This window comes from Streptomyces sp. NPDC048277 (genome assembly GCF_040652235.1).
GTDB lineage: Bacteria > Actinomycetota > Actinomycetes > Streptomycetales > Streptomycetaceae > Streptomyces.
This window is the reverse complement of the sequence record NZ_JBEZLQ010000001.1, coordinates 768,699-790,323: the sequence shown is the minus strand read 5'-3', so window position 1 is coordinate 790,323 and position 21,625 is coordinate 768,699. Positions and strand designations below refer to the sequence as shown.

Sequence of the window (21,625 nt, the reverse complement as noted above, 5' to 3'; positions counted from 1 at the left end):
AGCCCCGCTCACCGGCATCCACAAGTCGCCGCCGATTTCCTGTGACCTGATCCGCCGGACAGGCCCTGCGCGCTCCACCTCGACGGCTGGTTCACAGGCTTCCGGACCCGGGGGTGCTCTCCTCGTACTCTCCAGTATGTTGTACGGGTGCCAGAGCCGTCCCCCACCCGCCCCAAGCGTTTCCGCCGCCTCCTGCGCTTCATGTCGGGTTTGCTGATCCTGTGCGGTGTCGCGGCCTATCTGGTCGTCCAGTACGTCACCGGAGGCGGGGGTGCCGAGGGCTGCAAGGTCGTCTCGGGCCGGAGCGACGACAAGTCGTACCAGTTCACGCCCGAGCAGGCGGTGAACGCGGCGACGATCGCCGCCGTCGGTACCGGGCGCGGGATGCCGGAGCGGGCGGTGGCCATCGCCCTGGCGACCTCGATCCAGGAGTCGGGGCTGCTCAACATCAAGCACGGCGACCGCGATTCACTGGGCCTGTTCCAGCAGCGGCCCTCGCAGGGCTGGGGCACGAAGCAGCAGATCCTCGATCCGGCGTACGCGGCGGGCATCTTCTACGCGCACCTGGAGAAGGTGCCCGACTACCAGTCCCTGCCGCTGACGGTGGCCGCGCAGCGGGTGCAGCGCAGCGGCTACCCGGAGGCGTACGCCAAGCACGAGGAGGACGCCACGCTGCTCGCGGCGGCACTGACGGGGCGGGCGGCGGCCACGCTGACCTGTGACGGGCGCCCGGCGGCCGCGGCCGTGGCGGCGGCGACCGGCCCGGCCGCGGTGCGCACCGCGCTCGTACGGGACTTCGGGCGGGACGCGCTCGAGGAGGCCGGCGCCGAGGTGGGCGGCGTGCCGGTGAAGTCACCGTCGCCGACGCCGAGCGTGACCGCCACCGCGCACGGGCGGACCGTGACCGTGCCGGTGCCGGAGGGGAAGAAGACCGACAAGGCGGGGCGCACCGAGAGCGAGCGCGGCTGGCAGCTCGCGCACTGGGCGGTGGCCAACTCCTCGGCGCTCCACATCCAGCGGGTCTCGTACGCGGGGCGGGAGTGGGCCGCCGGGAGCACGGACAGCCAGTGGCAGGCGGCCGCGTCGCAGGGCACGGGCGGTGCGGAGAAGTCCGCGGGGTCGGTGCGGATCGTGACCGGGCAGTAGTTCGGGAGTTCACTCCGGCGGGTCAGCCGGGACGGGACACGTACGTGGTGCGCGCAGGTTTTCGCACGGTCACTCGCGCATACACGAAATCCCTTGGGAGCACAGGGGCGTAAGGATTCCGCGGGGCCTCACCACCGAGGCCCTTTGCCCGTTTTTATCCACACCCGATAATGCGATGCGTTATCAATTCTTTACCTTTGCTCTCCGCAACCTTCGCGGGCTTCGAGCGGTAGTCACGGCGATCACGTTCCCTCCCGTCGAATGGAGCATCATGTCCCTCCCTCTGACCCGTCGGATCGCCCGTGCCGCGCTGCTCGTCGCAGCGGGAGCGGCTGCCGGGGTCGGTGCGGCCGGCTCCGCCAGTGCGGCCCCGAGTCTGCCGGCCACCCCGAACCTGAGCGGTCTGACCGCCCTGGACGGGGCGAACGTCGGCAACACCGCCGACGGTGCGGCGCAGCATGTCACCGGGGTCGTCGGCCACACCGGCGGCAAGGCGGTCGAGTCGGCGGTGCCGGCCGCGGGCAAGACCGGCGGCAAGACCGTCAGGACGGCGGCGCCGGTGGTGCAGCACACCGCGGGCCAAGCGGCCGGCTCCGCCGGTGGGCTGCTGGGTGACACGGCGTCCACGGCGACGAAGGGCGGGCTGCCGACGGACGGGCTCACGAAGGGCGGGCTGCCGGTGCACGGCCTGCCGCTGGGCGGCTGACGCCGGGGCGCCGGTGAGTCGAGAAGGGACCCGGGGTTTTCCCCGGGTCCCTTCTCGTTGTTCGTCGGCTGCCGGCCGGTGGGGGTTGTTCGCGCAGTTCCCCGCGCCCCTTAGGCGAGTCGTGCGACCGCTGCTCGAATGCGTTCGTCCGTCGCCGTCAGGGCCACGCGTACGAACTTCTCGCCCGCCTCGCCGTAGAAGTCGCCCGGTGCGACGAGGATGCCCCGGTCGGCCAGGTGGGCCACCGTCTCCCAGCAGGACTCGTCCCTCGTCGCCCACAGGTAGAGGCTCGCCTCGCTGTGCTCGATGCGGAAGCCGTGGGCGAGCAGGGCCGCACGCAGGGCCGTACGGCGGGACGCGTACCGCTGCCGCTGTTCCTGGACGTGGGTGTCGTCGGAGAGCGCCGCCACCACCGCGGCCTGGGTCGGGGCCGAGGTCATCATGCCGCCGTGCTTGCGGATCTCCAGCAGGGGGCCGAGGACCGCCGGGTCGCCGGCCAGGAAGGCGGCGCGGTAGCCCGCGAGGTTGGAGCGCTTGGAGAGGGAGTGGACGGCCACGATGCCGTCGTACGAGCCGCCGTTGACGTCCGGGTGCAGGACGGAGACGGGGTCGGCCTCCCAGCCCAGTTCGAGGTAGCACTCGTCGGAGAAGACCAGGATGCCGTGGGCGCGGGCCCAGGCGACGATCTCCGTGAGCTCCTGCTTCGGGAGGACCTTGCCCGTCGGGTTGGACGGGGAGTTCAGCCAGAGGAGCTTCAGGTTCGCCGGGTCCAGGTCGCGCGGGTCGTCGTAGACCTCGTAGTCGGCGCGGGCGAGGCGGGCGCCGACCTCGTAGGTGGGGTACGCGAGGCGCGGGTAGGCCACCTTGTCGCCGGGGCCGAGGCCCAGCTGGGTGGGGAGCCAGGCGACGAGTTCCTTGGAGCCGACGATCGGGAGGACGTGGCGGTGGGTGACCTCGCGGGCGCCCAGGCGGCGCTCGACCCAGCCGGTGATCGCGTCGCGCAGCGCCGGGGTGCCCCAGACCGTGGGGTAGCCGGGCGAGTCGGCCGCGTCGATCAGGGCCTTCTGGATCAGGTCGGGGACCGGGTCCACGGGGGTGCCGACCGACAGGTCGACGATGCCGTCCGGGTGTGCCGCTGCCGTCTTTTTGTACGGTTCCAGCTTGTCCCAGGGGAAGGTGGGCAGACGGTCGGAGACTGCGGACACGGTTACTTGCTCACTTTCTTCGGTACGACCGGTACGGCAAACGCCTCGGCCCCGCAGGCGCTGATCGGGCGGGATCAGGCCGTACGGGACCGAGGCGGCACGATGGTGCGGCGGGCCGCCGGTGCGGACTACTCGGCCTGCGGGGGCAGCGCGGCGATGAAGGGGTGATCGCGCTCGATCAGACCCAGCTTGCTGGCGCCGCCCGGGGAGCCGAGGTCGTCGAAGAACTCGACGTTGGCCTTGTAGTAGTCCTTCCACTCCTCGGGAGTGTCGTCCTCGTAGAAGATCGCCTCGACCGGGCAGACCGGCTCACAGGCACCACAGTCGACACATTCGTCCGGGTGGATGTACAAGGACCGCTGGCCCTCGTAGATGCAGTCGACCGGGCACTCCTCGATGCACGCCTTGTCCTTCACGTCGACACAAGGCTGCGCGATGACGTAGGTCACGCTGTCGTTCCTCCTCGAATGGGCGCCGGCGGGCCTCCGTAGGCTCCGCCGCCTGGCGCGCGGGAGCGCGGCGTCGTCGATGCCCGCCCCTAGTATCTCCGTTCCTGGGCATGATCCGAACAGGAGGGGTGAACTGACCAGTGGAAATCTCTGCCGCGGGACGCTTCGAGGTCCGCATCACCGCTGCTGACGTGGGCAAACGGGTCTCTGTGCGACGTTTGACCGGAAATGACGTCACCGTGGAGAAGTTCACCGACACGGTGGGTGTTCTCACATCATGGGACGACGACGGCGTGCTGACGATCACACGCCGGGACGGGCAGACCGTCCGGATACCGGAGTCCTCGCTGGTGGCGGGGAAGGTGGTGCCGGCCGCTCCGGCGCGCCGCCGGGGACCGGCCGCGACGTATCAGGAGCTCGCGCGTGTCGCCTCGCGCGGCTGGCGGCCGGTGGAGAGCGAGCGGCTCGGTGAGTGGGAGCTGCGGGCGGCCGGGGGGTTTACCCGGCGGGCGAACAGTGTGCTGCCGCTCGGTGAGCCGGGGCTGCCGCTCGACGCGGCGCTGGACGCCGTACGGCGCTGGTACGGCGCGCGGGAGCTGCCGGCGTACGTCCAGACCGCGACCGGCGCCGAGGGCACGCAGGAGCTGCTGTGCGCGGAGCTGGAGCGGCGGGGGTGGGTGCGCGAGGTGAGCGCCGAGCTGTGGATCGGGGGGCTCGCGCCGGTGGCGGACCGGGCGGAGGGGGCCGGTGTGGTGCTCTCCCGGGAGGCCGACGAGGCCTGGCTGGCCCGGTACCAGCGCAAGGGCGTGAGCGAGGTCGCGCTGAAGGTTCTGGGGGGAGGTCCGTCGGTGTGGTTCGCGACCGTGCCGGGGGCGGCGGGGGGTGCCCCGGCTGCCATCGGGCGGTTGGTGGTGGACGGCCGATGGGCCGGGTTCGCCGCCGTCGAGGTGGATCCGGGGCTACGACGGCGGGGGCTGGCCACCGAGGTCATGGCCGCGCTCGCCCGGCGCGCGCTGGCGGAGGGCGCCTCGGCCGCCTGGCTCCAGGTGGAGACGGAGAACGCGGGGGCGCGGGCGGTGTACGCGCGGCTGGGCTTCGCGGCGCATCACGCGTACCACCACTACCGGGAGCCGGGGACATGCCGGGAACCGGGTGCGCGCGGTTTCTGAGGCCGGTGGCGGTACGGATCGTTCCGAAAGGGCACGAGACAGCTATGCATCCCCCTTCTCCCCCCTATCCCCGTCCGCCGTCGCCGGAGCGGGCCGCCGAGGTACGGCGGCGGTTCGCCGAGGAGGCGCGGTCCGAGCGGCCCGATCTGGCGATGCTGTGTCTGCTGCTGGGCGCGGTGGCCGACGGTTCGCTGGACGAGGCGGGGATCGACGCGGCGCAGATGGAACTGGACCGGCTGGCCGGGCAGCTGCCGTACCGTCCGGGCGGGCCGCACGCGTGGGCCGCGGCGGCGCGACGGGTGCTGGGCGAACGGTTCGGCTTCCACGGCGCCGCCGCGGACTACCGCCGGCTGGAGTCCTCGCTGCTGCACGAGGTGCTGCGGCGGCGGCGCGGGCTGCCGATCCTGCTGTCCGTGGTGTGGCTGGAGGTCACCCGTCGGGCGGGGGCGCCGGTGTACGGCGTCGCGCTGCCGGGGCACTTCGTGGTCGGCTTCGGGGCGGCGGAGGAACAGGTGCTCGCCGATCCGTTCGACGGAGGGCGGGTGCTGACCGGGGCGGACGCGGAGATGCTGGTGGTGGGGGCGGCGGGGGTGCCCCTGGAGCCGGCGATGCTGCAGCCGGCCGATCCGCTGGACGTCGTACGCCGCATCCTCAACAACGTACGGGCGTGGGCGACGGCCCGCCCCGAGCGGTCGGACGTGGGGCTGTGGTCGGTGGACCTGTCACTGCTGCTGCCGTCGCATCCGGCGCGACTGCGGTACGAGCGGGCGCGGTTGCTGGTCCAGCGGGGTGACTTCGTCGACGGGGCCGAGGAGTTGGAGGAGTACGCGGGGTTGATCGACGTGGTCGACGAGGGGGCGGCGGAGAAGGTGCGGGGGGAGGCTCGGGCGGCACGGGCGCGTCTCAACTGAGGGGAGTGGGGGGCGTGTTCGCCGTGGGGGTGCGTGTGGTGTGGCGCGTGCGGGTGCGTGGGGGCTGGTCGCGCAGTTCCTCCCCCAGCCTTCGGCCGGGGGTACCCCCAGCGCCCCTTGGTTGGCTGCGCCACCCGGCGCCGACACGTCACCGCTCCCTGCGATCCGCCGATCACCTCGACTCGGCGGTGCCCAAACGGCCGCAGCGCTTGGTGACCGGCTACAGCCAGCCCTTCTCCCTCGCGATACGTACTGCCTCGGCCCTGTTCCGTACCGCCAGTTTCTGGATCGCGGTCGACAGATAGTTCCGTACCGTGCCCTGGGAGAGGTGCAGCGCCGCTGCCAGTTCCGCGTTCGTCGAGCCGTCGGCCGCCGCGCGGAGGACCTCTCGTTCGCGGTCGGTCAGCGGGTTGGCGCCTTCTGCCAGGGCCGCCGCGGCCAGCGTGGGGTCGATGACGCGTTCGCCGGCGAGGACCTTGCGGACGGCTTCGGCGAGTTGGGCGGCGGGGGCGTCCTTGACCAGGAACGCGTCGGCGCCCGCCTCCATCGCGCTGCGAAGGTAGCCGGGGCGGCCGAAGGTGGTGAGGACGACCAGCTTGACCGCGGGCAGCGCCTTGTGGAGCCGGGCCGCCGCCTCGATGCCCGTGCAGCCGGGCATCTCGATGTCGAGCAGGGCGACGTCGATGTCGTTCGCCTGTGCCGCCGCCAACACCTCGTCGCCGCGTGCCACTTGGGCCACGACCTCGATGTCGTCCTCAAGCCCCAGCAGGGCCGCCAGCGCCTCGCGGACCATCGACTGGTCCTCGGCGAGGAGGACCTTGATCGTGCTGCTCATGCACCGGATCCTACGACCATGCCGGAGGTGAGCGGGACCCGGGCGACCAGCCGGAAACCGTGCTTCACACGGCTCGCCTCCAGCGTGCCGCCGGCCTTCTCCAGGCGTTCGGTGAGACCGGTGAGCCCGTTGCCGGGGCCCTTGCCGGAGCCGCCCGATCCGTTGTCCTCGACGGCGAGTTCGAGGACCCGGCCGTCCAGGGTCTGGCGGCGCAGCAGCTCGACCGTGCAGGCGGACGCGCCACTGTGCCGTACGACGTTGGTGATCGCCTCGCGCAGCGCCCACGCGAGGGCCGCCTCGCCGTCCTCGGGTACGTCGGCGAGGTCGGGCTCGGCCGGGATCTCGGCGGTGACCGCGGCGGCGGTCAGCGCGACCTGGGCGCCCGCGAGTTCGGCGGCGAGCCGGGGCCGCCGGTAGCCGGTGACCGCCTCGCGGACGTCCACCAGGGCCTGGCGGCTGACCTGTTCGATGTCGGAGACCTGCTGGGCCGCCTTTCCGGGGTGGTCGGGGAGCATCCGGCCGGCCAGCTCGCTCTTCAGGGTGATCAGGGAGAGCGAGTGGCCCAGCAGGTCGTGCAGGTCGCGGGCCAGCCGCAACCGCTCCTCGTTGGCGGCGAGTTGGGCGACGGTGGCGCGGGCCTTGCGCAACTCGATGGTGGTGGCGACGAGTTGCCGTACGCCGGTCATGGAGTAGCCGACCAGGAGCACCACCAGGAACAGGCCCCAGGCGTCGTCCGTGTCGTGGGCGTGCCAGCCGGCCAGCATCATGGCGGCGGTGGTGAGCGGGATCGTCCAGTACGCGACGCGGAGCGGGAAGGTCACTCCGCACATGACGGAGACGTACACGAACAGGCCCAGCCAGTGGCTGCCGAGGCTGAAGGCCAGGACGACCGCGAGCGTCCACTCCACGGCGATCGCGGCGGCGACGAGCCCGCCGCGGAAGGGCCGGCCCATCTGGCGGAAGACGACGGTCAGGTAGATGCCGACGAAGGCCGTCAGCCCCACCCAGCCGGCCACCGTGGCGCCGGTGCCGTGGTGACCGGAGGACAGGTCGTCCACCGGGGAGGCCAGGAAGACCAGCCACGGCAGGACCCACACCAGCTTGCGCAGCGCCTCGGGCCGGTTGCGCGGCGGCAGGCCGATCCGCACCAGCCGGTCCGCCCGGGCTTCGTCTCCGGAACGCAGGTCTTCCGTCATCGTGCTCACGCCTTCAGCGTGTCCTTCCGGTACAGCCAGGCCGCGCCGCCGACGAACAGGGCGAAGAAGACGACGAGGATGGCGATGTCCTGGGCTTTCGGGGCCTGGCTCTGTTCGATGGCCCGCCCCAGTGCAGCGTACGCGTGCGTGGGCAGCCACTTCGCGATGTCCTGGAGCCAGGTCGGGAAGGAGGAGGACGGCCACCACAGGCCGCCGAGGATCGACAGGCCGAAGTAGGTGATCATCGTGATCGGGCGGACCGCGTCGCCGCTCGCCAGGTACCCGATGGCGACGCCGAGCGCGGCGAAGACCAGGCTGCCGGCCCAGATCGCGCCGGTGAGGGCGAACCACTGCCAGGCGTCGAGCCGTACGTGCTTGACCGAGGCGGCGACCAGGAAGACGACCACGATGGACGGGAGGCTGACCACGGCCGCGCTCGCCGTCTTCGCCAGGACGTAGCCGCGGCCGGGCAGGGTGGTCAGCCGCAGCTGCCGTACCCAGCCGCTCTCGCGCTCCTTGGCGATGCGCTCGCTGTTGCCCATGAGGACCGCGGTGAGGGCGCCGAAGGAGGCCATGGAGACCATGACGTAGGCGGCGACGGACAGGCCGGAGTTGTCGACGGTCTGGTTGCTGCCGCCCTGGCTGGCGACCAGCAGGAAGATCAGGGACGGGTAGATCACCGAGAAGAACAGGAACTTGCGGTTGCGCAGGGCCCGGGCGAGCTCCAGCTTGATCAGGGCGTTCATGACTGCTTGGCCTCCTCGGCCTCCGTGATGGCGACGAACGCCTGCTCCAGACCGAGCCCGGCGACTTCGAGGTTGCGGGGGTAGACGCCGAGGCCGTACAACGCGTGGACGGTCGCGTCGGCGTCGGACGACTGCATGCGGACGGTCTGCGCGGAGACGTCTATGCCGGTGAGGAAGGGCAACGCCCGCAGCGGCGCCTCGTCGATCTCGCCCTCCAGGTCGAAGGAGATCCGGCGGGCGCCCGCCTTGGCCTTGATCTCGACGGCGGTGCCGTCGGCGAGCAGCCGCCCGCGGTGCAGCACGAGCACCCGGTCGGCGATGGCGTCGGCCTCTTCGAGGTAGTGGGTGGCGAACAGGACCGTACGTCCCTGGTCGGCCTGTTCGCGCATGGTGGCCCAGAAGGCCTGGCGGGCGGAGACGTCCATGCCGGTGGTCGGCTCGTCCAGGACGATCAGGTCGCTGTCGCCGGCGGTGGCGAGGGCGAAGCGGACGCGCTGGGCCTGGCCGCCGGAGAGCTTGTTGACCTTGCGGTCGGCGATCCCTGAGATGCCCGCGCGGGCGAGGACGTCGGAGACCTTGTAGGGCTTGGGGTGCAGATCGCAGGCCAGCTTGACCAGTTCGCGGACGGTGACCTCGTCCATCAGTCCGCCGCTCTGCAGCATGGCGCCGACCCGCCCGGCGACGATCGCCTCGCGCGGGCTCATGCCGAAGACGCTGACCGTGCCGGCGTCGGCGTGCTTGAGGCCGAGCAGCAGGTCGAGCGTGGTCGACTTGCCCGCCCCGTTGGGCCCGAGCAGGGCCACGGTCTCCCCCGGGTGCAGCCGCAGCGAGAGTCCGTCGACGGCCCGCACGTTCCCGTAGGTCTTGCTCACTTGGTCGAACCCGACGACCGGGGTACCGGTGGCCGTCGTCGCCGCTGTCGTTGTCATGTCTCCATGCTGGCGGCGGGCCCCTGCCCGGGGGCAGTGCCGACCGTCCGGAGAGCCGCATGACAGATGTCATGGCCAGCCCGTGACACGACGAGAGGGGGCGCCCGGCCGGTACCGGGCGCCCCCTCTCGTCGTGTGCGACTAGCTGGGGTTCGTCTCGATGACCCCGATCCGCGCCGCCGTCGTCTTGCCGACCAGCGCCTTGCGCAGGGCGGAGACAACGTCCTGCGGGAGGACGCCGCGCTTTCCGGTCGCGGTCGTGATCTGGATGCCGTCGAAGGTGCTGCCGTACGCCGCCTTGAGGGCTTCCAGGTTGTAGGTGTCCACGAGCTTGCCGTCGATGGCCTTGACGCCGAGGATCTTCGGCAGGGACAGCGGGCCGAACTTGATGAAGTGCGCCGCGTCGGTCTGGACGGTCACCAGATTCGACATCGCCGGCTCCGCGAACGCCTTCATCTCTCGGTCGACCTCCGCGTTGGAGACCGTCGGCTGCACGGTGGTCGTGGGGACGGTGATCGCGGAGGCGTTGTTCGTCTCCACCATCGTCTCGTACGCCTGCTCGACCGCCTTCATCGAGCCGGCCGCGTCGATGCCCTTGCCCGCCTTGCCGTAGACCGCGACGGCCTTGCCGGAGGTGAACTTGATCGTGCCCTCGGTGGCCGAGCCGGAGCCGCTGCCGAGGCCGGTGAGGGCGGCCTGGAGCTTCTCCTCGTCGACCGGCATGGCAGGGGCGACGACCCGCTGCCGGCCGAACAGGGAGCCGATCACGGAGACGGGGTTGTAGTCGCTCTTGGCGGCCGCGTCGACCGTCGACTGGATGTCGAACTGCAGGCCCGCCTGGTCCGGCGGCAGCGAGACCGTCTTGCCGCCGACCGACAGCTTCAGCGGCTTGTTCACCCGGCTGCCGAACGCGTCGTCGAGCTTCTTGACGGCGTCGTCGCGGGTGCCGCCGCCGATGTCGACGCCGAGCACGGTGGTGCCCTTGGGGACGTCGGAGTGGTTCATGAGGAGCCCGGCGCCGTAGACGCCGAGGCCGGCGACGACCACGACCCCGCCGAGCAGCGGCAGCTTCCCGCGCTTCTTCTTGGCCTTGGCCTTGGACTTGCCCTTGGACTCGGCCGGAGGCGGCGAGACCGGCTCGGGCAGCTTCGGCGGCGTGTGCGGCCCCGGTCCGGTGCCGGGGGCGCCGGGCGCGAACGGGGAATTACTGCCCGGCGGTACGACCGGGATACCGCTGGTGACGGTGTGTCCGGAGACGTTGTCCGCCGGGGAGCCGTAGCCGGGCGTGCCCGGTTCGGGCGCGGGCTTCTGCGGGGTGAGGATCGCGGTGTCGTCGCTCAGACCGCCACCGGGGCCGAGACCGGCGCCGGCGGGGGCGGTGCGCGCGCCGGGTCCGGCCTGCGCGGTACGGCGGACGGGGCCGCCCTGGCCGCCGCCGGGACCCGCGGGACCGCGGGACGCGCCGAAGGGCTCGCCGCCGTTGAAGGACTCGCCGCCGCCCGCCGGCGGGGCGAACGGGCCGTCGCCGGTGACCGGGCCGCCGGTGGGGCCCGCCGGGCCCTGCGGGCCGCCGGGACCGCCGGGGACACCGGGGCCGCTGAAGCCGCTGGGGCCGCCGGGACCGGCCGGACCGCCGCCGGGCGCGCCAGGACCGGCCTGGGCGCCGTTCTGGCCGCCGTTCTCGCTGAAGTAGGGCAGATCGTCGCGGCGGGGCTCACCGGCGCCCTTCGCGCCGCCCCGGGAGCCGCCGAGCGGGCCCGCGGCGAGCGCCTCGGTGACGTCGAAGGAGCCGGTGCCGCCGCCGTGGCCCGGGGCGACCGGGCCGCCGGTCGCGCCTGTGGGCAGCCCCGCGCCGTTGGTGGGACCGGGCCGCACGCTCATGGAGCCGACCACACCGCCGGGACGGCCGCCGTTCGGACGCGCACCGCCCTGGGCCGCCGGGCCACTCGGCGCCGTGGCACCGGAACCGCCGGGCGTTCCGGCACCGTTGGTGGCGCCGTTGCGCTGCGGGCCCTTGGCCGGGCCGGACTTGCGCGGCGCGAACCAGTCGCTGCGCTTCTCCTCGGCAGCGGGCGCGGGCGCCGGCTCGGCGGGCGGCTCGACGGTGCCGGCGGACATGGCGGCGCCCGTCGGCAGCGCGTGCGTGCCCGTCTCCTCGCTCGGGACACTCTCGGCGTCCGCGACGGGGGTGCGCACGACCACGGGCGGAATCGGCCGGGAACCGGGGATGTTGATCCGGATCCGGGTCGTCAGCGTGGTCTCGGTCTTGCGTTCCTCCGGCCGGGCGGGCGAACGGCCCGCGTCCGCAGCGTCGTCGGAAGCCATGGGGGTCCCGTACGGCGGCGTGCCCGAGGGGTATGCGGCTCCGCCGTGCCCGTTGGGCCCGGAGGACGGAGTGTCAGTTTCACGACTCAAGGCAGGTTCTCCCGGTTGGCTCCGCCGCCCGTCACGACCTTGCTCGGGCGGCTCGGCGGCGCGCACCACCATACTGGCCACATCTGGCGCTTATCCCATGACCGCTGGGGAAACCCACACCGGACTCGCACGCGCGCCCCACGGCGAAGTGGTACGTCACTTAGCAAGTCGGGCGTCGTCCGCGTCGGGTTGCCGACCCAAACCTATTGTGGCGCAGATCACAGCCAGCGCCATGCCGCCGAGCAGGAAGAGATACGAGCCCGCTCCCGCGCCGAACAGGAAGTCGCCCTCGGGTCTGCTGGTGGTGAGGAAGATGACGGCGACGACCCAGCCGAAGGCGGGCGCGACGGCCCCGCCGCGGCTGCCCGTGACCCGCGATCCGCCGAGGAAGACCCCGGCGGCACCGGCCAGGGCGAGCAGCAGCCCGCCCGGGAACCAGCCTGCCTGGACGAGGGCCCCGGCGATGCCGACCACGGCGCCGAGCACGGCCAGCCCGGCGAGGGCGGCCACCCGCCCCGCGGAGGGCGGCTGCAACGGTTGCGCGAGCATCGAACCGCGTCCGGCTGAACTCATGACGCCTCCCGGTGGCCTGCGAAGAGATCGGTCTCGCGCGCCGCACCCGGCTCGCCGACCGCCAACTCGTAGTACTCGGTGGTGAATACGGGCTGCGCCAACTCGTTGCTCAGCGCGAAGTAGGGAACCGCCCGGGCCGCCACCTCGATCTGGGTGGCGTGGGCGGCCATCGCCGCGGTCTTCGCAGCGGCATACGCGGTGCCGTCGATCTCGGCGGTGACACGGCGGTCGTCGACCACGCCCGGTACGTCGTCGACGGCGGCCGACGCGTCGAAGGGCAGCCCCGGCAGCTCGTCCTGGAGCCGGGCGAAGGCGGCTTCGGCGACCGTGCGCGGGACGCGGTTCCAGTACACCTTGGCGATGCGGTGGCCGGCCTCGGCGGCGAGCCGCACGGCGCGCATGGCGACGCGGTGGGCCTGGATGTGGTCCGGGTGGCCGTACCCGCCGTTGTCGTCGTAGGTGACGAGGACCTGGGGACGGACCTCCAGGATGACCTCGACCAGATGCCCGGCGGCCTCGTCGACGTCGGCCTGCCAGAAGCAGTCGGGTGCCTCGTTGTCGGGCAGGCCCATCATTCCGGAGTCGCGGTAGCGGCCGGGGCCGCCGAGCAGCCGGAAGTCGGCCACCCCGAGTGCGCGCATGGCGGCGGTGAGCTCGCCCAGCCGGTACTCGCCCAGCGCGGGACCGGTGAGATGCCGCAGCTCGGGCGGGATGACCTCGCCGCCCTCGCCGAGGGTGCAGGTGACCAGCGTCACATGGGCGCCCTGGTCCGCGTAGCGGGCCATGGTGGCGCCGTTGTTGATCGACTCGTCGTCGGGGTGCGCATGCACGAGCAGCAGACGCCGGGCAGGGACTTCCGTCATGCCCCCACCCTACGAAACGGCACCGACAGTGCCGCGCAGCCCCGGGGCCTGTCCGGACGGGGTCAGAACTTGATGCTGCCGATCATGCTGGCGACGTTGGTCGTCAGATCGCTGATCGTCGGTGCGATGGTCGAGGAGGCGAGGTAGAAACCGAGCAGCATGCAGACGACCGCATGACCGCCCTTCAGACCCGACTTCTTGATCAGCAAGAAGACGATGATCGCCAGCAGCACCACCGCCGAAATCGAGAGTGCCACGGCGGCTCACCTCCAAAGATCCCAGGGATGCGGGGGGGTTCGGACTATGGGGGTTGTAGATCGGTACAGCAATTCCGTGCGGAAGCCAGCAGGTTCATACCCACTCAGCGGTAGTGATCATAACTATGCGTGCTCGCGCATCGCTCGGCGCACGGCCGCACAAGGGGGCGCATGGCCAATATGGTCGACGCATGACGACCGAGGCTGTCTCATTCCCCCGCCGGCACGCCCGCACCCAGCGTTTCACGCTCGGCGCGCCGCGCGCGTTCACCGTGGCCCCCGACGGCTCCCGCGTGGCGTTTCTGCGCTCCGGTTCCGGTACGGACCGGGCCAACTCCCTGTGGATTCTCGATGTACCGAGCGGCGAGGAGCGCCTCGCGGCGGACCCGCGCACCCTGCTCGGCGGTGCCGAGGAGCACCTCTCGCCACAGGAGCGGGCCCGTCGCGAACGCAGCCGTGAGGGCGGTGCCGGCATCGTCGGCTACGCCACCGACGCGGCCCTGGAGTTGGCGTCTTTCGCCTTGTCAGGGCGGCTTTTCACGGCGGAGCTCAGGGCCGGCACGGCACGCGAACTCACCGTCCCCGGGCCGGTGATCGACCCCCGCCCCTCCCCCGACGGCCGCCATGTCGCGTACGTCGCGGAGGGCGCCCTGCGGGTCGTGGGCACCGAGAACGAGGGCGACCGGGCGCTGGCGGAGCCGGAGTCGGAACAGGTCACCTATGGATTGGCCGAGTTCATCGCGGCCGAGGAGATGGGGCGTTCGCGCGGCTTCTGGTGGTCGCCGGAGTCCGACCGGCTGCTCGTCGCGCGCGTGGACGACACGCCGGTGCAGCGGTGGTGGATCGCCGACCCCGCCCACCCCGGGCGTGAGCCACATCATGTCGCCTACCCGGCGGCGGGCACCGAGAACGCGGATGTACGGCTGTTCGTCCACGACCTCGACGGGGAGCGCACGGAGGTCTCCTGGGACCGGGCACGCTATCCGTACGTGGCGCATGTGCACTGGTCAGAGGCGGGTGCACCACTGCTGCTCGTACAGGCGCGCGACCAGCGCAGCCAGCTGTTCCTCGCCGTGGACCCGGGGTCGGGGGCGACCCGGATGGTGCACGCCGACGAAGATCCAACATGGCTTGAATTGTTCGGTGGAGTGCCCTGCTGGAGCCCCTCCGGACAGCTCGTACGGATCGCCGACGAGGGCGGCGCACGGGTGCTCGCGGTGGGTGAACGACCGCTCACGGGAGCCCAGTTGCACATCCGTGCGGTTCTCGACGTGACCGCCGATGACGTGCTGGTTTCCGCCTCCGCCGGCGAGGAGGCCGAGTCTCCCGAGATCGGCGAGGTGCACGTCTACCGGGTCAACGAACTCGGCGTGGAGCGCGTGTCGCAGGAGCCCGGCGTGCACTCGGCGGTGCGCGCCGGGGGCGTGACCGTATTGGTGTCCGCCACCCTCGACAGTCCGGGCACCCGGGTCCAGGTGCTGCGCGACGGAAAGCACCTGGCAACTGTCACGTCGTACGCCGAAGATCCTGGTTTGTCCCCGCGCGTGACGCTCACCGAGGGGGGCGCACGTCGAATTCCGTGCGCCGTGCTTATGCCACAGGACTACGACGGGAACACTCCCCTTCCGGTTTTGCTCGACCCCTACGGGGGTCCGCACGGCCAGCGCGTGGTCGCCGCGCACAACGCCCACCTCACCTCGCAGTGGTTCGCCGACCAGGGCTTCGCGGTGATCGTGGCCGACGGGCGGGGCACCCCGGGCCGCTCCCCCGCCTGGGAGAAGTCCATCAAGGACGACGTCGCGGCGGTCGTCCTCCAGGACCAGGTCGACGCACTCCAGGCACTCGCGGCCGACTTCCCCCTCGACCTCACCAAGGTGGCCATCCGCGGCTGGTCCTTCGGCGGCTACCTCGCCGCCCTCGCGGCCCTGCGCCGCCCGGACGTCTTCCACGCGGCGGTGGTCGGCGCCCCGGTGACCGACCTGCGCCTGTACGACACCCACTACCAGGAGCGCTACCTCGGCAACCCGGTCGAGCAGCCGGAGGTCTACCGCCGCAACTCGGTGATCGACGACGAGGGCCTGGTCGACGCGGCCGAACCGCACCGCCGGATGATGATCATCCACGGCCTGGCCGACGACAACGTGGTGGTGGCCCACTCACTGCGCCTGTCCTCCGCCCTCCTGGCGGCGGGCCGCCCGCACGAGGTGCTGCCGCTGTCCGGCGTCACGCACATGACCCCGCAGGAACAGGTGGCGGAGAACCTGCTGCTGCTCCAGCTGGACTTCCTGAGGAGGTCACTGGGGCTCGTCGAGTAGGGGTACGGCAACGGGCCGGGGCGACATGGCGCGCCCCGGCCCGTTTACGGCACCCGCACGGCCGTACGCTGATAAGCCTGGCGCGTCCGTATATCGGGACCGGGTCGGAGAAGTTGCCTGCGTGTTAACGCGATTCGCCCCCAAATGCCCCGCTATACACCCCCGTCACCAAGATCGTCCGGCGCTTTCCCGGCCGGCTCCTCCGGCGGCACCACCCGCTTCTCCTCCGCGAAGTGGCACGCGGAATCATGCGCCGCCGGCCCCGACGTGAGCCGGAACTCGGCGGGCACCGCGAGCAACGGCACCTCCAGGGCGCAGCGCTCCCGCGCCTTCCAGCACCTCGTGCGGAACCGGCACCCCGACGGAATGTTCGTCGGCGACGGCACGTCCCCGCTCAGAATGATCCGCTCCCGGTGCTCCCGGGCCTCCGGGTCCGGTACCGGCACCGCGGAGAGCAGGGCCTGGGTGTAGGGGTGGGTCGGGTGGTCGTAGATCTCCTCGTCCCTGCCGATCTCCACGATCCGCCCGAGGTACATCACCCCGACCCGGTTCGAGATGTGCCGCACGATGGACAGGTCGTGGGCGATGAAGACGTACGACAGGTCGAAGTCGTTCTGGAGCCGGTCGAGGAGGTTGATCACCTGGGCCTGGACGGAGACGTCGAGCGCGGAGACGGGCTCGTCGGCCACGATCACCTCGGGGCGCAGCGCCAACCCGCGCGCGATGCCGATGCGTTGCCGCTGGCCGCCGGAGAACTGGTGCGGATAGCGGTTGATGTACTCGGGGTTGAGACCGACCACGTCCAGCAGGTCCTGGACCCGCCTGCGCCGGTCGCCCTTGGGGGCCGCCTCGGGGTGGATCTCGTAGGGCTCCCCGATGATGTCCCCGACGGTCATCCGGGGGTTGAGCGAGGTGTACGGATCCTGGAAGACCATCTGGATGTTGCGGCGGACCGCCTTCAGGGCCCGCCCGCTCAACTTGGTGATGTCCTCACCCTTGTACTTGATCAACCCTGCCGTCGGCCGCTCAAGATTGACGAGCATCTTGGCAACTGTTGACTTTCCGCAGCCGGACTCCCCGACGATGCCGAGGGTCTCTCCTTTGTTGAGCACGAAGTCAACGCCGTCAACGGCCTTGACAGCACCGACCTGCTTCTTGATCAAGATGCCCTGGGTCAACGGGTAGTACTTGACCAGTCCACTCACTTCCAGGATCGGCTCAACCATCGATGCACTCCCGCCAGAAGTGACAGGCGCTGCCCCGGTCCCGGTCCACCTCGTACAGCGGTGGTTCGTCGGTGCGGCACACGTCCTGGGCCATCGGGCAGCGCGGGTTGAAGGCGCACCCCGGAGGGATGTCCATGAGGTTGGGCGGCAGCCCCTTGATGGCGTAGAGCTCCTGGCCCTTCTGGTCGAGGCGCGGGATGGAGTCGAGGAGCCCGCGCGTATAGGGGTGGGCGGGCGCCTTGTAGATGCCGTGCACGGGTGCCGACTCCACGATCCGCCCCGCGTACATGACGGCGATCCGGTCGGCGACATCCGCGACCACGCCCAGGTCGTGGGTGATCAGGATCAGCCCCATGTGGTACTCGCGCTGCAACTCCGCGAGCAGGTCCATGACCTGGGCCTGCACGGTCACGTCCAACGCCGTCGTCGGCTCGTCGGCGATGATGAGCGCCGGTTCCAGGGCCAGCGCCATGGCGATCATGATGCGCTGGCGCATACCGCCGGAGAACTGGTGGGGATAGTCCCGCACCCGCTGGGCGGCGCCCGGGATCCGCACCCGGTCCATCAGCTCGACCGCCCTGGCCCGCGCGTCCTTCCTGGACATCCCTCGGTGCACGACGAACATCTCGCCGAGTTGGTCGCCCACGCTGAGCACCGGGTTCAGCGCCGACAACGCGTCCTGGAAGATCATCGCCATCTCGGCGCCCCTGATCTTCCGTCTCTCCTCTTCCTTCAGCTTCAGCAGGTCCCGCCCCTGGAAGAGGATCTCGCCGCCGCCGATCCGCCCCGGTGGCGTGTCGAGGATCCCCATCACGGCCTGGGCGGTCACCGACTTGCCGGACCCCGACTCCCCCAGCACCGCGAGCGTCTCGCCCGCGTCCACGGCGTAGGAGACGCCGTTGACGGCGTGGGCGACCCCGTCCCGCATACGGAACTCCACGTGCAGATCGCGCACTTCGAGCAGCACGGCGGCGCTCACCTCAGCTTCGGGTCGAGGGCGTCGCGCACCGCGTCGCCGAGCATGATGAAGGCCAGGACGGTGAGCGCGAGGGCGCCGGAGGGCCACAGCAGCGCGTGCGGGGCATTGCGGATGTAGGGGGAGGCGGCGGAGATGTCGATGCCCCAGGAGACGCTGGGCGGCTTCAGGCCGACGCCGAGGTACGACAGGGTCGCCTCCAGTGCGATGTAGGTGCCGAGCGCGATGGTCGCCACGACGATCACGGGGGCCACGGCGTTGGGCGCGATGTGCCGCAGCAGGATCCGCGCGTTGGAGGCGCCGAGGGCGCGGGCGGCCTGCACGTAGTCGTTCTGTTTGGCGGTGATCACCGAGCCGCGGGCGATCCGGCAGATCTGCGGCCAGCCGAGCAGCACCATGAAGCCGATGACCGGCCAGACCGTGTTGCTGGTCACCACGGAGAGGAGGACGAGACCGCCGAGGACGACCGGGATCGCGAAGAAGACGTCGGTGATCCGGGACAGGACCGCGTCCCAGCCCCCGCCGAAGAACCCGGCGAGCCCGCCGAGGACCGACCCGAGCAGTGCGACCCCGAGCGTGGCGCAGACGCCCACCGTGACGGACGTACGGGCCCCGTAGACGGTCCGCGTGTAGACGTTGCAGCCCTGTCCGTCGTACCCGAAGGGGGCGCCCGGCTGGGAGCCCTCCTGGGCCTTGGCGAGGTCGCACTTGAGGGGGCTGCCGGAGGCGATCAGGGACGGCCAGAGGGAGATGACGACGAGGAAGAGGATGACGAGCGCGGAGACGATGAAGACCGGGTTGCGGCGCAGGTCCCGCCAGGCGTCGGACCAGAGGGAGCGGGGCTTGCCGGCCGGGCCGGTGCCGAGCGGTCCCCCCGGCGTCCTCTCCAGCGTCTCGGCCTCGGTCGTCGCGAGGTCCATCGCCCCGCCGGCCCCGGTCCCCGCGATCGCCCGGCCGGGCTCGAACGGCTGCTCAGGCATAGCGGATCCTCGGGTCGAGTACGGCGTAGAGAAGGTCGACGAGGAGGTTGGCGACGAGGAAGACGAGAACGAGGACGGTCACGAAGCCCACGACCGTCTGCGTGTTCTGCCGCAGGATCCCCTGGTAGAGCTGGTAGCCGACGCCGTGGATGTTGAAGATCCGCTCGGTGACGATGGCGCCGCCCATCAGCGCGCCGATGTCGGTGCCGATGAAGGTGACGACGGGGATGAGGGAGTTGCGCAGCAGATGCCGGGTGATGACCCGGTGGCGGGGCAGGCCCTTGGCGACTGCCGTACGGACGTAGTCGCTCCGTTTGTTCTCGGCGATGGAGGTCCGGGTCAGCCGGGTGACATAGGCGAGCGAGACGGAGGCGAGGACGAGCCCCGGCACGATCAGCTCGCCGAAGGCGGCGTCCGGGGAGACGGAGGGTCTGATCCAGCCCCATTGCACGCCGAGCAGGAGCTGGAGCAGCAGACCGGTGACGAAGGTGGGCACGGAGATGACGACCAGGGTGGCGAGCAGCACGCCGGTGTCGACGGGCCGTCCGCGGCGCAGTCCGGTGAGCACGCCGAGCGTGATGCCGATGACGATCTCGAAGAGGATCGCCACGATCGTCAGCCGGATGGTGACGGGGAACGCGGTGCCCATCAGCTCGGTGACCGGCTGCCCGTTGAACGCCGTACCGAAGTCCCCGGTGAAGACGTTCTCCATATAAGTGAGGTATTGCTGCCACACCGGCTTGTCGAGTCCGAACTCCTTCTTCAACTGGGCGGCGGTCGCCGGATCGCAGGCGCGCTCGCCGCACAGCCCGGCGATCGGGTCGCCCATGACATTGACCATCAGGAAGATCAGCAGCGTGGCCCCGACGAACACCGGGATCATCTGGAGCAGCCGCCGGACGACATAGCGTCCCATGCCGGTTCAGCTGACCTTGATCTCGTTGTAGACGGGGACGCTGAACGGATTGAGCGCCACGTTCGACAGCCGCTCGGAGTATCCGGCGCTGCCGTTCTGGTACCAGAGGGGAATGGCGGCCATGTTGTCGCGGACTACTCCCTCGGCCTGTTGGAAGGTCGAGACGGCCTTGGCGGTGTCGGTCTCGGCGTTGGCCTGGTCGACGAGTTTGTCGAAGTCCTTGTCGGACCACTTGCCGTCGTTGGAGGAGGCGTCGGTGTAGTAGAGCGGCTGGAGGAAGTTCTGGATGAGCGGGTAGTCCATCTGCCAGCCCGCGCGGAACGGCCCGGTCATCTTGTGCTGGCCGATCTGGTTGCGGAAGTCGGCGAAAGTGCCGATCGGATTCCCGACGCACGCCTTGTCGTTGCCCAGTGCGTTGTTGATGGAGTTGCACACGGCGTCCACCCACATCCTGTGCGAGCCGGTGTCGGCGTTGTACGTGATCTTGAGCTGGCCGCCGGGCAGGCCGCCGCCCTCCTGGATCAGCTTCTTGGCCTGGGCCGGGTCGTAGTCACAGGCGCTCCCGCACAGCCCCTCCTTGAAGCCGCCCTCCGCGCCGAGCACCGGCGAGGTCCAGTCGGTGGCCGGGGTGCGGGTGTTCTGGAAGATGGTGTCGGTGATCTGCTTCCGGTTGATGGCCATGGAAATGCCGGTGCGGACCTTGTCCGATCCGCTCTTGTTCCAGGCGCTGTCGTAGTAGGGGAAGGCGAGGGTCTGGATGATGCCGGCCGGGGTGTTGATGTAACGGTCACCGAGGTCGTTCTTGACGTTCTTCAGCTGCGAGGCGGGAACGTCGTCGACGAGATCGAGGTTGCCGGCGATGAGGTCGGTGTAGGCGGTGTCGCTGTCCGTGTACACCTTGAGGGTCACCCCGGCGTTCTGCGCCTTGTCGGCACCCGGGTAGCCGTCCCACTTCTTCAGGGCCATCTGCGAGCCCTTGGTGTACGACTCGATGGCGTACGGGCCGTTGCCGACCGGTTGCTTCAGCCAGCCGGCGTGGTCGGTGAAGAAGGACCGCGGCAGCGGGACGAAGGCCGCGTAGCCGAGGGTGTCGGGGAAGCTGGAGAACTTCTGGTTCAGCCGCACGGTGAAGGTCTTGTCGTCGACGACCTTCAGTCCGCTCAGTTTGTCGGCGGTCTGGGAGCCGCCGGCCGGGTGGACCTTGTCGTAGCCCTGGATGTAGCCGAAGAAGTAGGCGTTCTTCTGGTTGTTCCTGAGGCTCGCTCCGTAGTTCCAGGCGTCGACGAAGGACTTCGCGGTCACCTTCTCGCCGTTGGAGAAGGTCCAGCCGTCCTTGAGGGTGATCGTGAAGTTCTGCGAGTCGCTCGTGTCGATCTTCTCGGCGAGCATGTTCTGGGCCTTGCCGGTCTTCGGGTCGTACTTCTTCAGACCCCGGAAGATCATGTCGAGGACCTTGCCGCCCTGGACCTCGTTCGTGTTGGACGGCTCCAGGGGGTTCTGCGGGTCGCCCCAGGAGGAGCTGAGCACGCCGCTGCCGCCTCCGCCGCCACCGCTGCCGCCGCCGCCCCCGCAGGCCGTGGCCGCGAGCGCCACCACCACCGCGCAGGCCGCCCCTCGGGCGTGCGTGGCTGAACGCATGGCGTGCCTCCTCCGTGAAGGGTGATCCATGAAGGGTGATCCATGAATGCTCCGCTATCGGTCAATATCGACCCAATCGGCAGATATCGCTCACCCAGTGCCCCGAACGGAGGCCTCCCGAGGACCCCATGACGACCTTTAGAGGGACACGTCACCCGATTGCAGACGACCCTC

20 protein-coding genes are annotated in these 21,625 nt (G+C 70.8%); 5 read left to right on the top strand and 15 right to left on the bottom strand.

What is annotated here, in order from left to right; all coding sequences use genetic code 11:
* The first annotated feature begins 147 nt into the window (after nt 1–147).
* Together AB0D85_RS03725 and AB0D85_RS03720 are read left to right on the top strand one after the other, a co-directional pair.
* Entirely contained in the window at nt 148–1,146 is a 999-nt protein-coding gene (locus AB0D85_RS03725; protein ID WP_362312991.1) for a heavy metal transporter, read from the top strand.
* A gap of 271 nt (nt 1,147–1,417) precedes the next feature.
* Nucleotides 1,418–1,852: an ATP-binding protein gene (locus tag AB0D85_RS03720; RefSeq protein ID WP_362312990.1), complete on the top strand. Its 435-nt coding sequence runs from the start codon at nt 1,418–1,420 to the stop codon at nt 1,850–1,852.
* 110 nt (nt 1,853–1,962) lie between these two features.
* On the opposite strand, the gene AB0D85_RS03715 is transcribed toward AB0D85_RS03720, so the two are convergent.
* Nucleotides 1,963–3,057 (bottom strand): bifunctional succinyldiaminopimelate transaminase/glutamate-prephenate aminotransferase, encoded by a 1,095-nt coding sequence (locus tag AB0D85_RS03715; protein WP_362312989.1) that lies wholly within the window; start codon nt 3,055–3,057, stop codon nt 1,963–1,965.
* 128 nt (nt 3,058–3,185) lie between these two features.
* Nucleotides 3,186–3,506, bottom strand: a complete 321-nt coding sequence (fdxA, locus tag AB0D85_RS03710) for a ferredoxin (protein WP_089098949.1) — start codon at nt 3,504–3,506, stop codon at nt 3,186–3,188.
* Nucleotides 3,507–3,646: 140 nt separating this feature from the next.
* On the opposite strand from fdxA, the gene AB0D85_RS03705 reads away from it, so the two are divergent.
* Together AB0D85_RS03705 and AB0D85_RS03700 are read left to right on the top strand one after the other, a co-directional pair.
* Nucleotides 3,647–4,675, top strand: a complete 1,029-nt coding sequence (locus AB0D85_RS03705; RefSeq protein WP_362312987.1) for a GNAT family N-acetyltransferase — start codon at nt 3,647–3,649, stop codon at nt 4,673–4,675.
* 44 nt (nt 4,676–4,719) lie between these two features.
* Nucleotides 4,720–5,586 carry a transglutaminase-like domain-containing protein gene (locus AB0D85_RS03700; protein WP_362312986.1) on the top strand — a complete coding sequence of 289 codons (867 nt, stop codon included), beginning with the start codon at nt 4,720–4,722 and terminating at the stop codon, nt 5,584–5,586.
* 220 nt (nt 5,587–5,806) lie between these two features.
* Here AB0D85_RS03700 and AB0D85_RS03695 read toward each other — a convergent pair whose 3' ends face one another.
* From AB0D85_RS03695 to AB0D85_RS03660, 8 genes are all read right to left on the bottom strand, one after another.
* Nucleotides 5,807–6,421 (bottom strand): response regulator transcription factor, encoded by a 615-nt coding sequence (locus AB0D85_RS03695; RefSeq protein WP_361292164.1) that lies wholly within the window; start codon nt 6,419–6,421, stop codon nt 5,807–5,809.
* Complete coding sequence (locus AB0D85_RS03690; RefSeq protein WP_362313500.1) at nt 6,418–7,617, bottom strand: histidine kinase; 1,200 nt, start codon at nt 7,615–7,617, stop codon at nt 6,418–6,420. The genes AB0D85_RS03695 and AB0D85_RS03690 overlap by 4 nt, the downstream gene beginning before the upstream one ends.
* A 5-nt stretch (nt 7,618–7,622) precedes the next feature.
* Nucleotides 7,623–8,363 (bottom strand): ABC transporter permease, encoded by a 741-nt coding sequence (locus AB0D85_RS03685; protein WP_362312984.1) that lies wholly within the window; start codon nt 8,361–8,363, stop codon nt 7,623–7,625.
* Nucleotides 8,360–9,292, bottom strand: coding sequence for an ABC transporter ATP-binding protein (locus tag AB0D85_RS03680; RefSeq protein ID WP_362312982.1), 933 nt, complete (start codon nt 9,290–9,292; stop codon nt 8,360–8,362). Before AB0D85_RS03680 ends, AB0D85_RS03685 begins: the two co-directional genes overlap by 4 nt.
* 141 nt (nt 9,293–9,433) lie before the next feature.
* Nucleotides 9,434–11,707 carry a hypothetical protein gene (locus AB0D85_RS03675; protein WP_362312980.1) on the bottom strand — a complete coding sequence of 758 codons (2,274 nt, stop codon included), beginning with the start codon at nt 11,705–11,707 and terminating at the stop codon, nt 9,434–9,436.
* 156 nt (nt 11,708–11,863) lie between these two features.
* Nucleotides 11,864–12,280 (bottom strand): DUF6113 family protein, encoded by a 417-nt coding sequence (locus AB0D85_RS03670; protein ID WP_362312978.1) that lies wholly within the window; start codon nt 12,278–12,280, stop codon nt 11,864–11,866.
* Nucleotides 12,277–13,143, bottom strand: a complete 867-nt coding sequence (mshB, locus tag AB0D85_RS03665; RefSeq protein ID WP_362312976.1) for an N-acetyl-1-D-myo-inositol-2-amino-2-deoxy-alpha-D-glucopyranoside deacetylase — start codon at nt 13,141–13,143, stop codon at nt 12,277–12,279. Before mshB ends, AB0D85_RS03670 begins: the two co-directional genes overlap by 4 nt.
* 62 nt (nt 13,144–13,205) lie before the next feature.
* A complete protein-coding gene (locus AB0D85_RS03660; protein WP_089098958.1) occupies nt 13,206–13,400 on the bottom strand; it encodes a hypothetical protein in 195 nt (64 codons plus the stop codon).
* A gap of 191 nt (nt 13,401–13,591) precedes the next feature.
* Between AB0D85_RS03660 and AB0D85_RS03655 the strand changes: the two genes are divergently transcribed.
* Nucleotides 13,592–15,715, top strand: coding sequence for a prolyl oligopeptidase family serine peptidase (locus AB0D85_RS03655; protein ID WP_362312974.1), 2,124 nt, complete (start codon nt 13,592–13,594; stop codon nt 15,713–15,715).
* A gap of 152 nt (nt 15,716–15,867) precedes the next feature.
* Here AB0D85_RS03655 and AB0D85_RS03650 read toward each other — a convergent pair whose 3' ends face one another.
* Genes AB0D85_RS03650 through AB0D85_RS03630 form a run of 5 tightly spaced genes read right to left on the bottom strand, consistent with a single transcriptional unit; the run spans nt 15,868 to nt 21,451 of the window.
* A complete protein-coding gene (locus tag AB0D85_RS03650) occupies nt 15,868–16,941 on the bottom strand; it encodes a dipeptide ABC transporter ATP-binding protein (RefSeq protein WP_362312973.1) in 1,074 nt (357 codons plus the stop codon).
* Nucleotides 16,934–17,908 (bottom strand): ABC transporter ATP-binding protein, encoded by a 975-nt coding sequence (locus AB0D85_RS03645; protein ID WP_362313497.1) that lies wholly within the window; start codon nt 17,906–17,908, stop codon nt 16,934–16,936. Before AB0D85_RS03645 ends, AB0D85_RS03650 begins: the two co-directional genes overlap by 8 nt.
* Nucleotides 17,909–17,916: 8 nt before the next feature.
* A complete protein-coding gene (locus tag AB0D85_RS03640) occupies nt 17,917–18,897 on the bottom strand; it encodes an ABC transporter permease (RefSeq protein ID WP_362312971.1) in 981 nt (326 codons plus the stop codon).
* A complete protein-coding gene (locus AB0D85_RS03635) occupies nt 18,890–19,813 on the bottom strand; it encodes an ABC transporter permease (RefSeq protein WP_362312970.1) in 924 nt (307 codons plus the stop codon). The genes AB0D85_RS03640 and AB0D85_RS03635 overlap by 8 nt, the downstream gene beginning before the upstream one ends.
* 6 nt (nt 19,814–19,819) lie before the next feature.
* Nucleotides 19,820–21,451 carry an ABC transporter substrate-binding protein gene (locus AB0D85_RS03630; protein WP_362312968.1) on the bottom strand — a complete coding sequence of 544 codons (1,632 nt, stop codon included), beginning with the start codon at nt 21,449–21,451 and terminating at the stop codon, nt 19,820–19,822.
* Nucleotides 21,452–21,625: the final 174 nt, after the last annotated feature.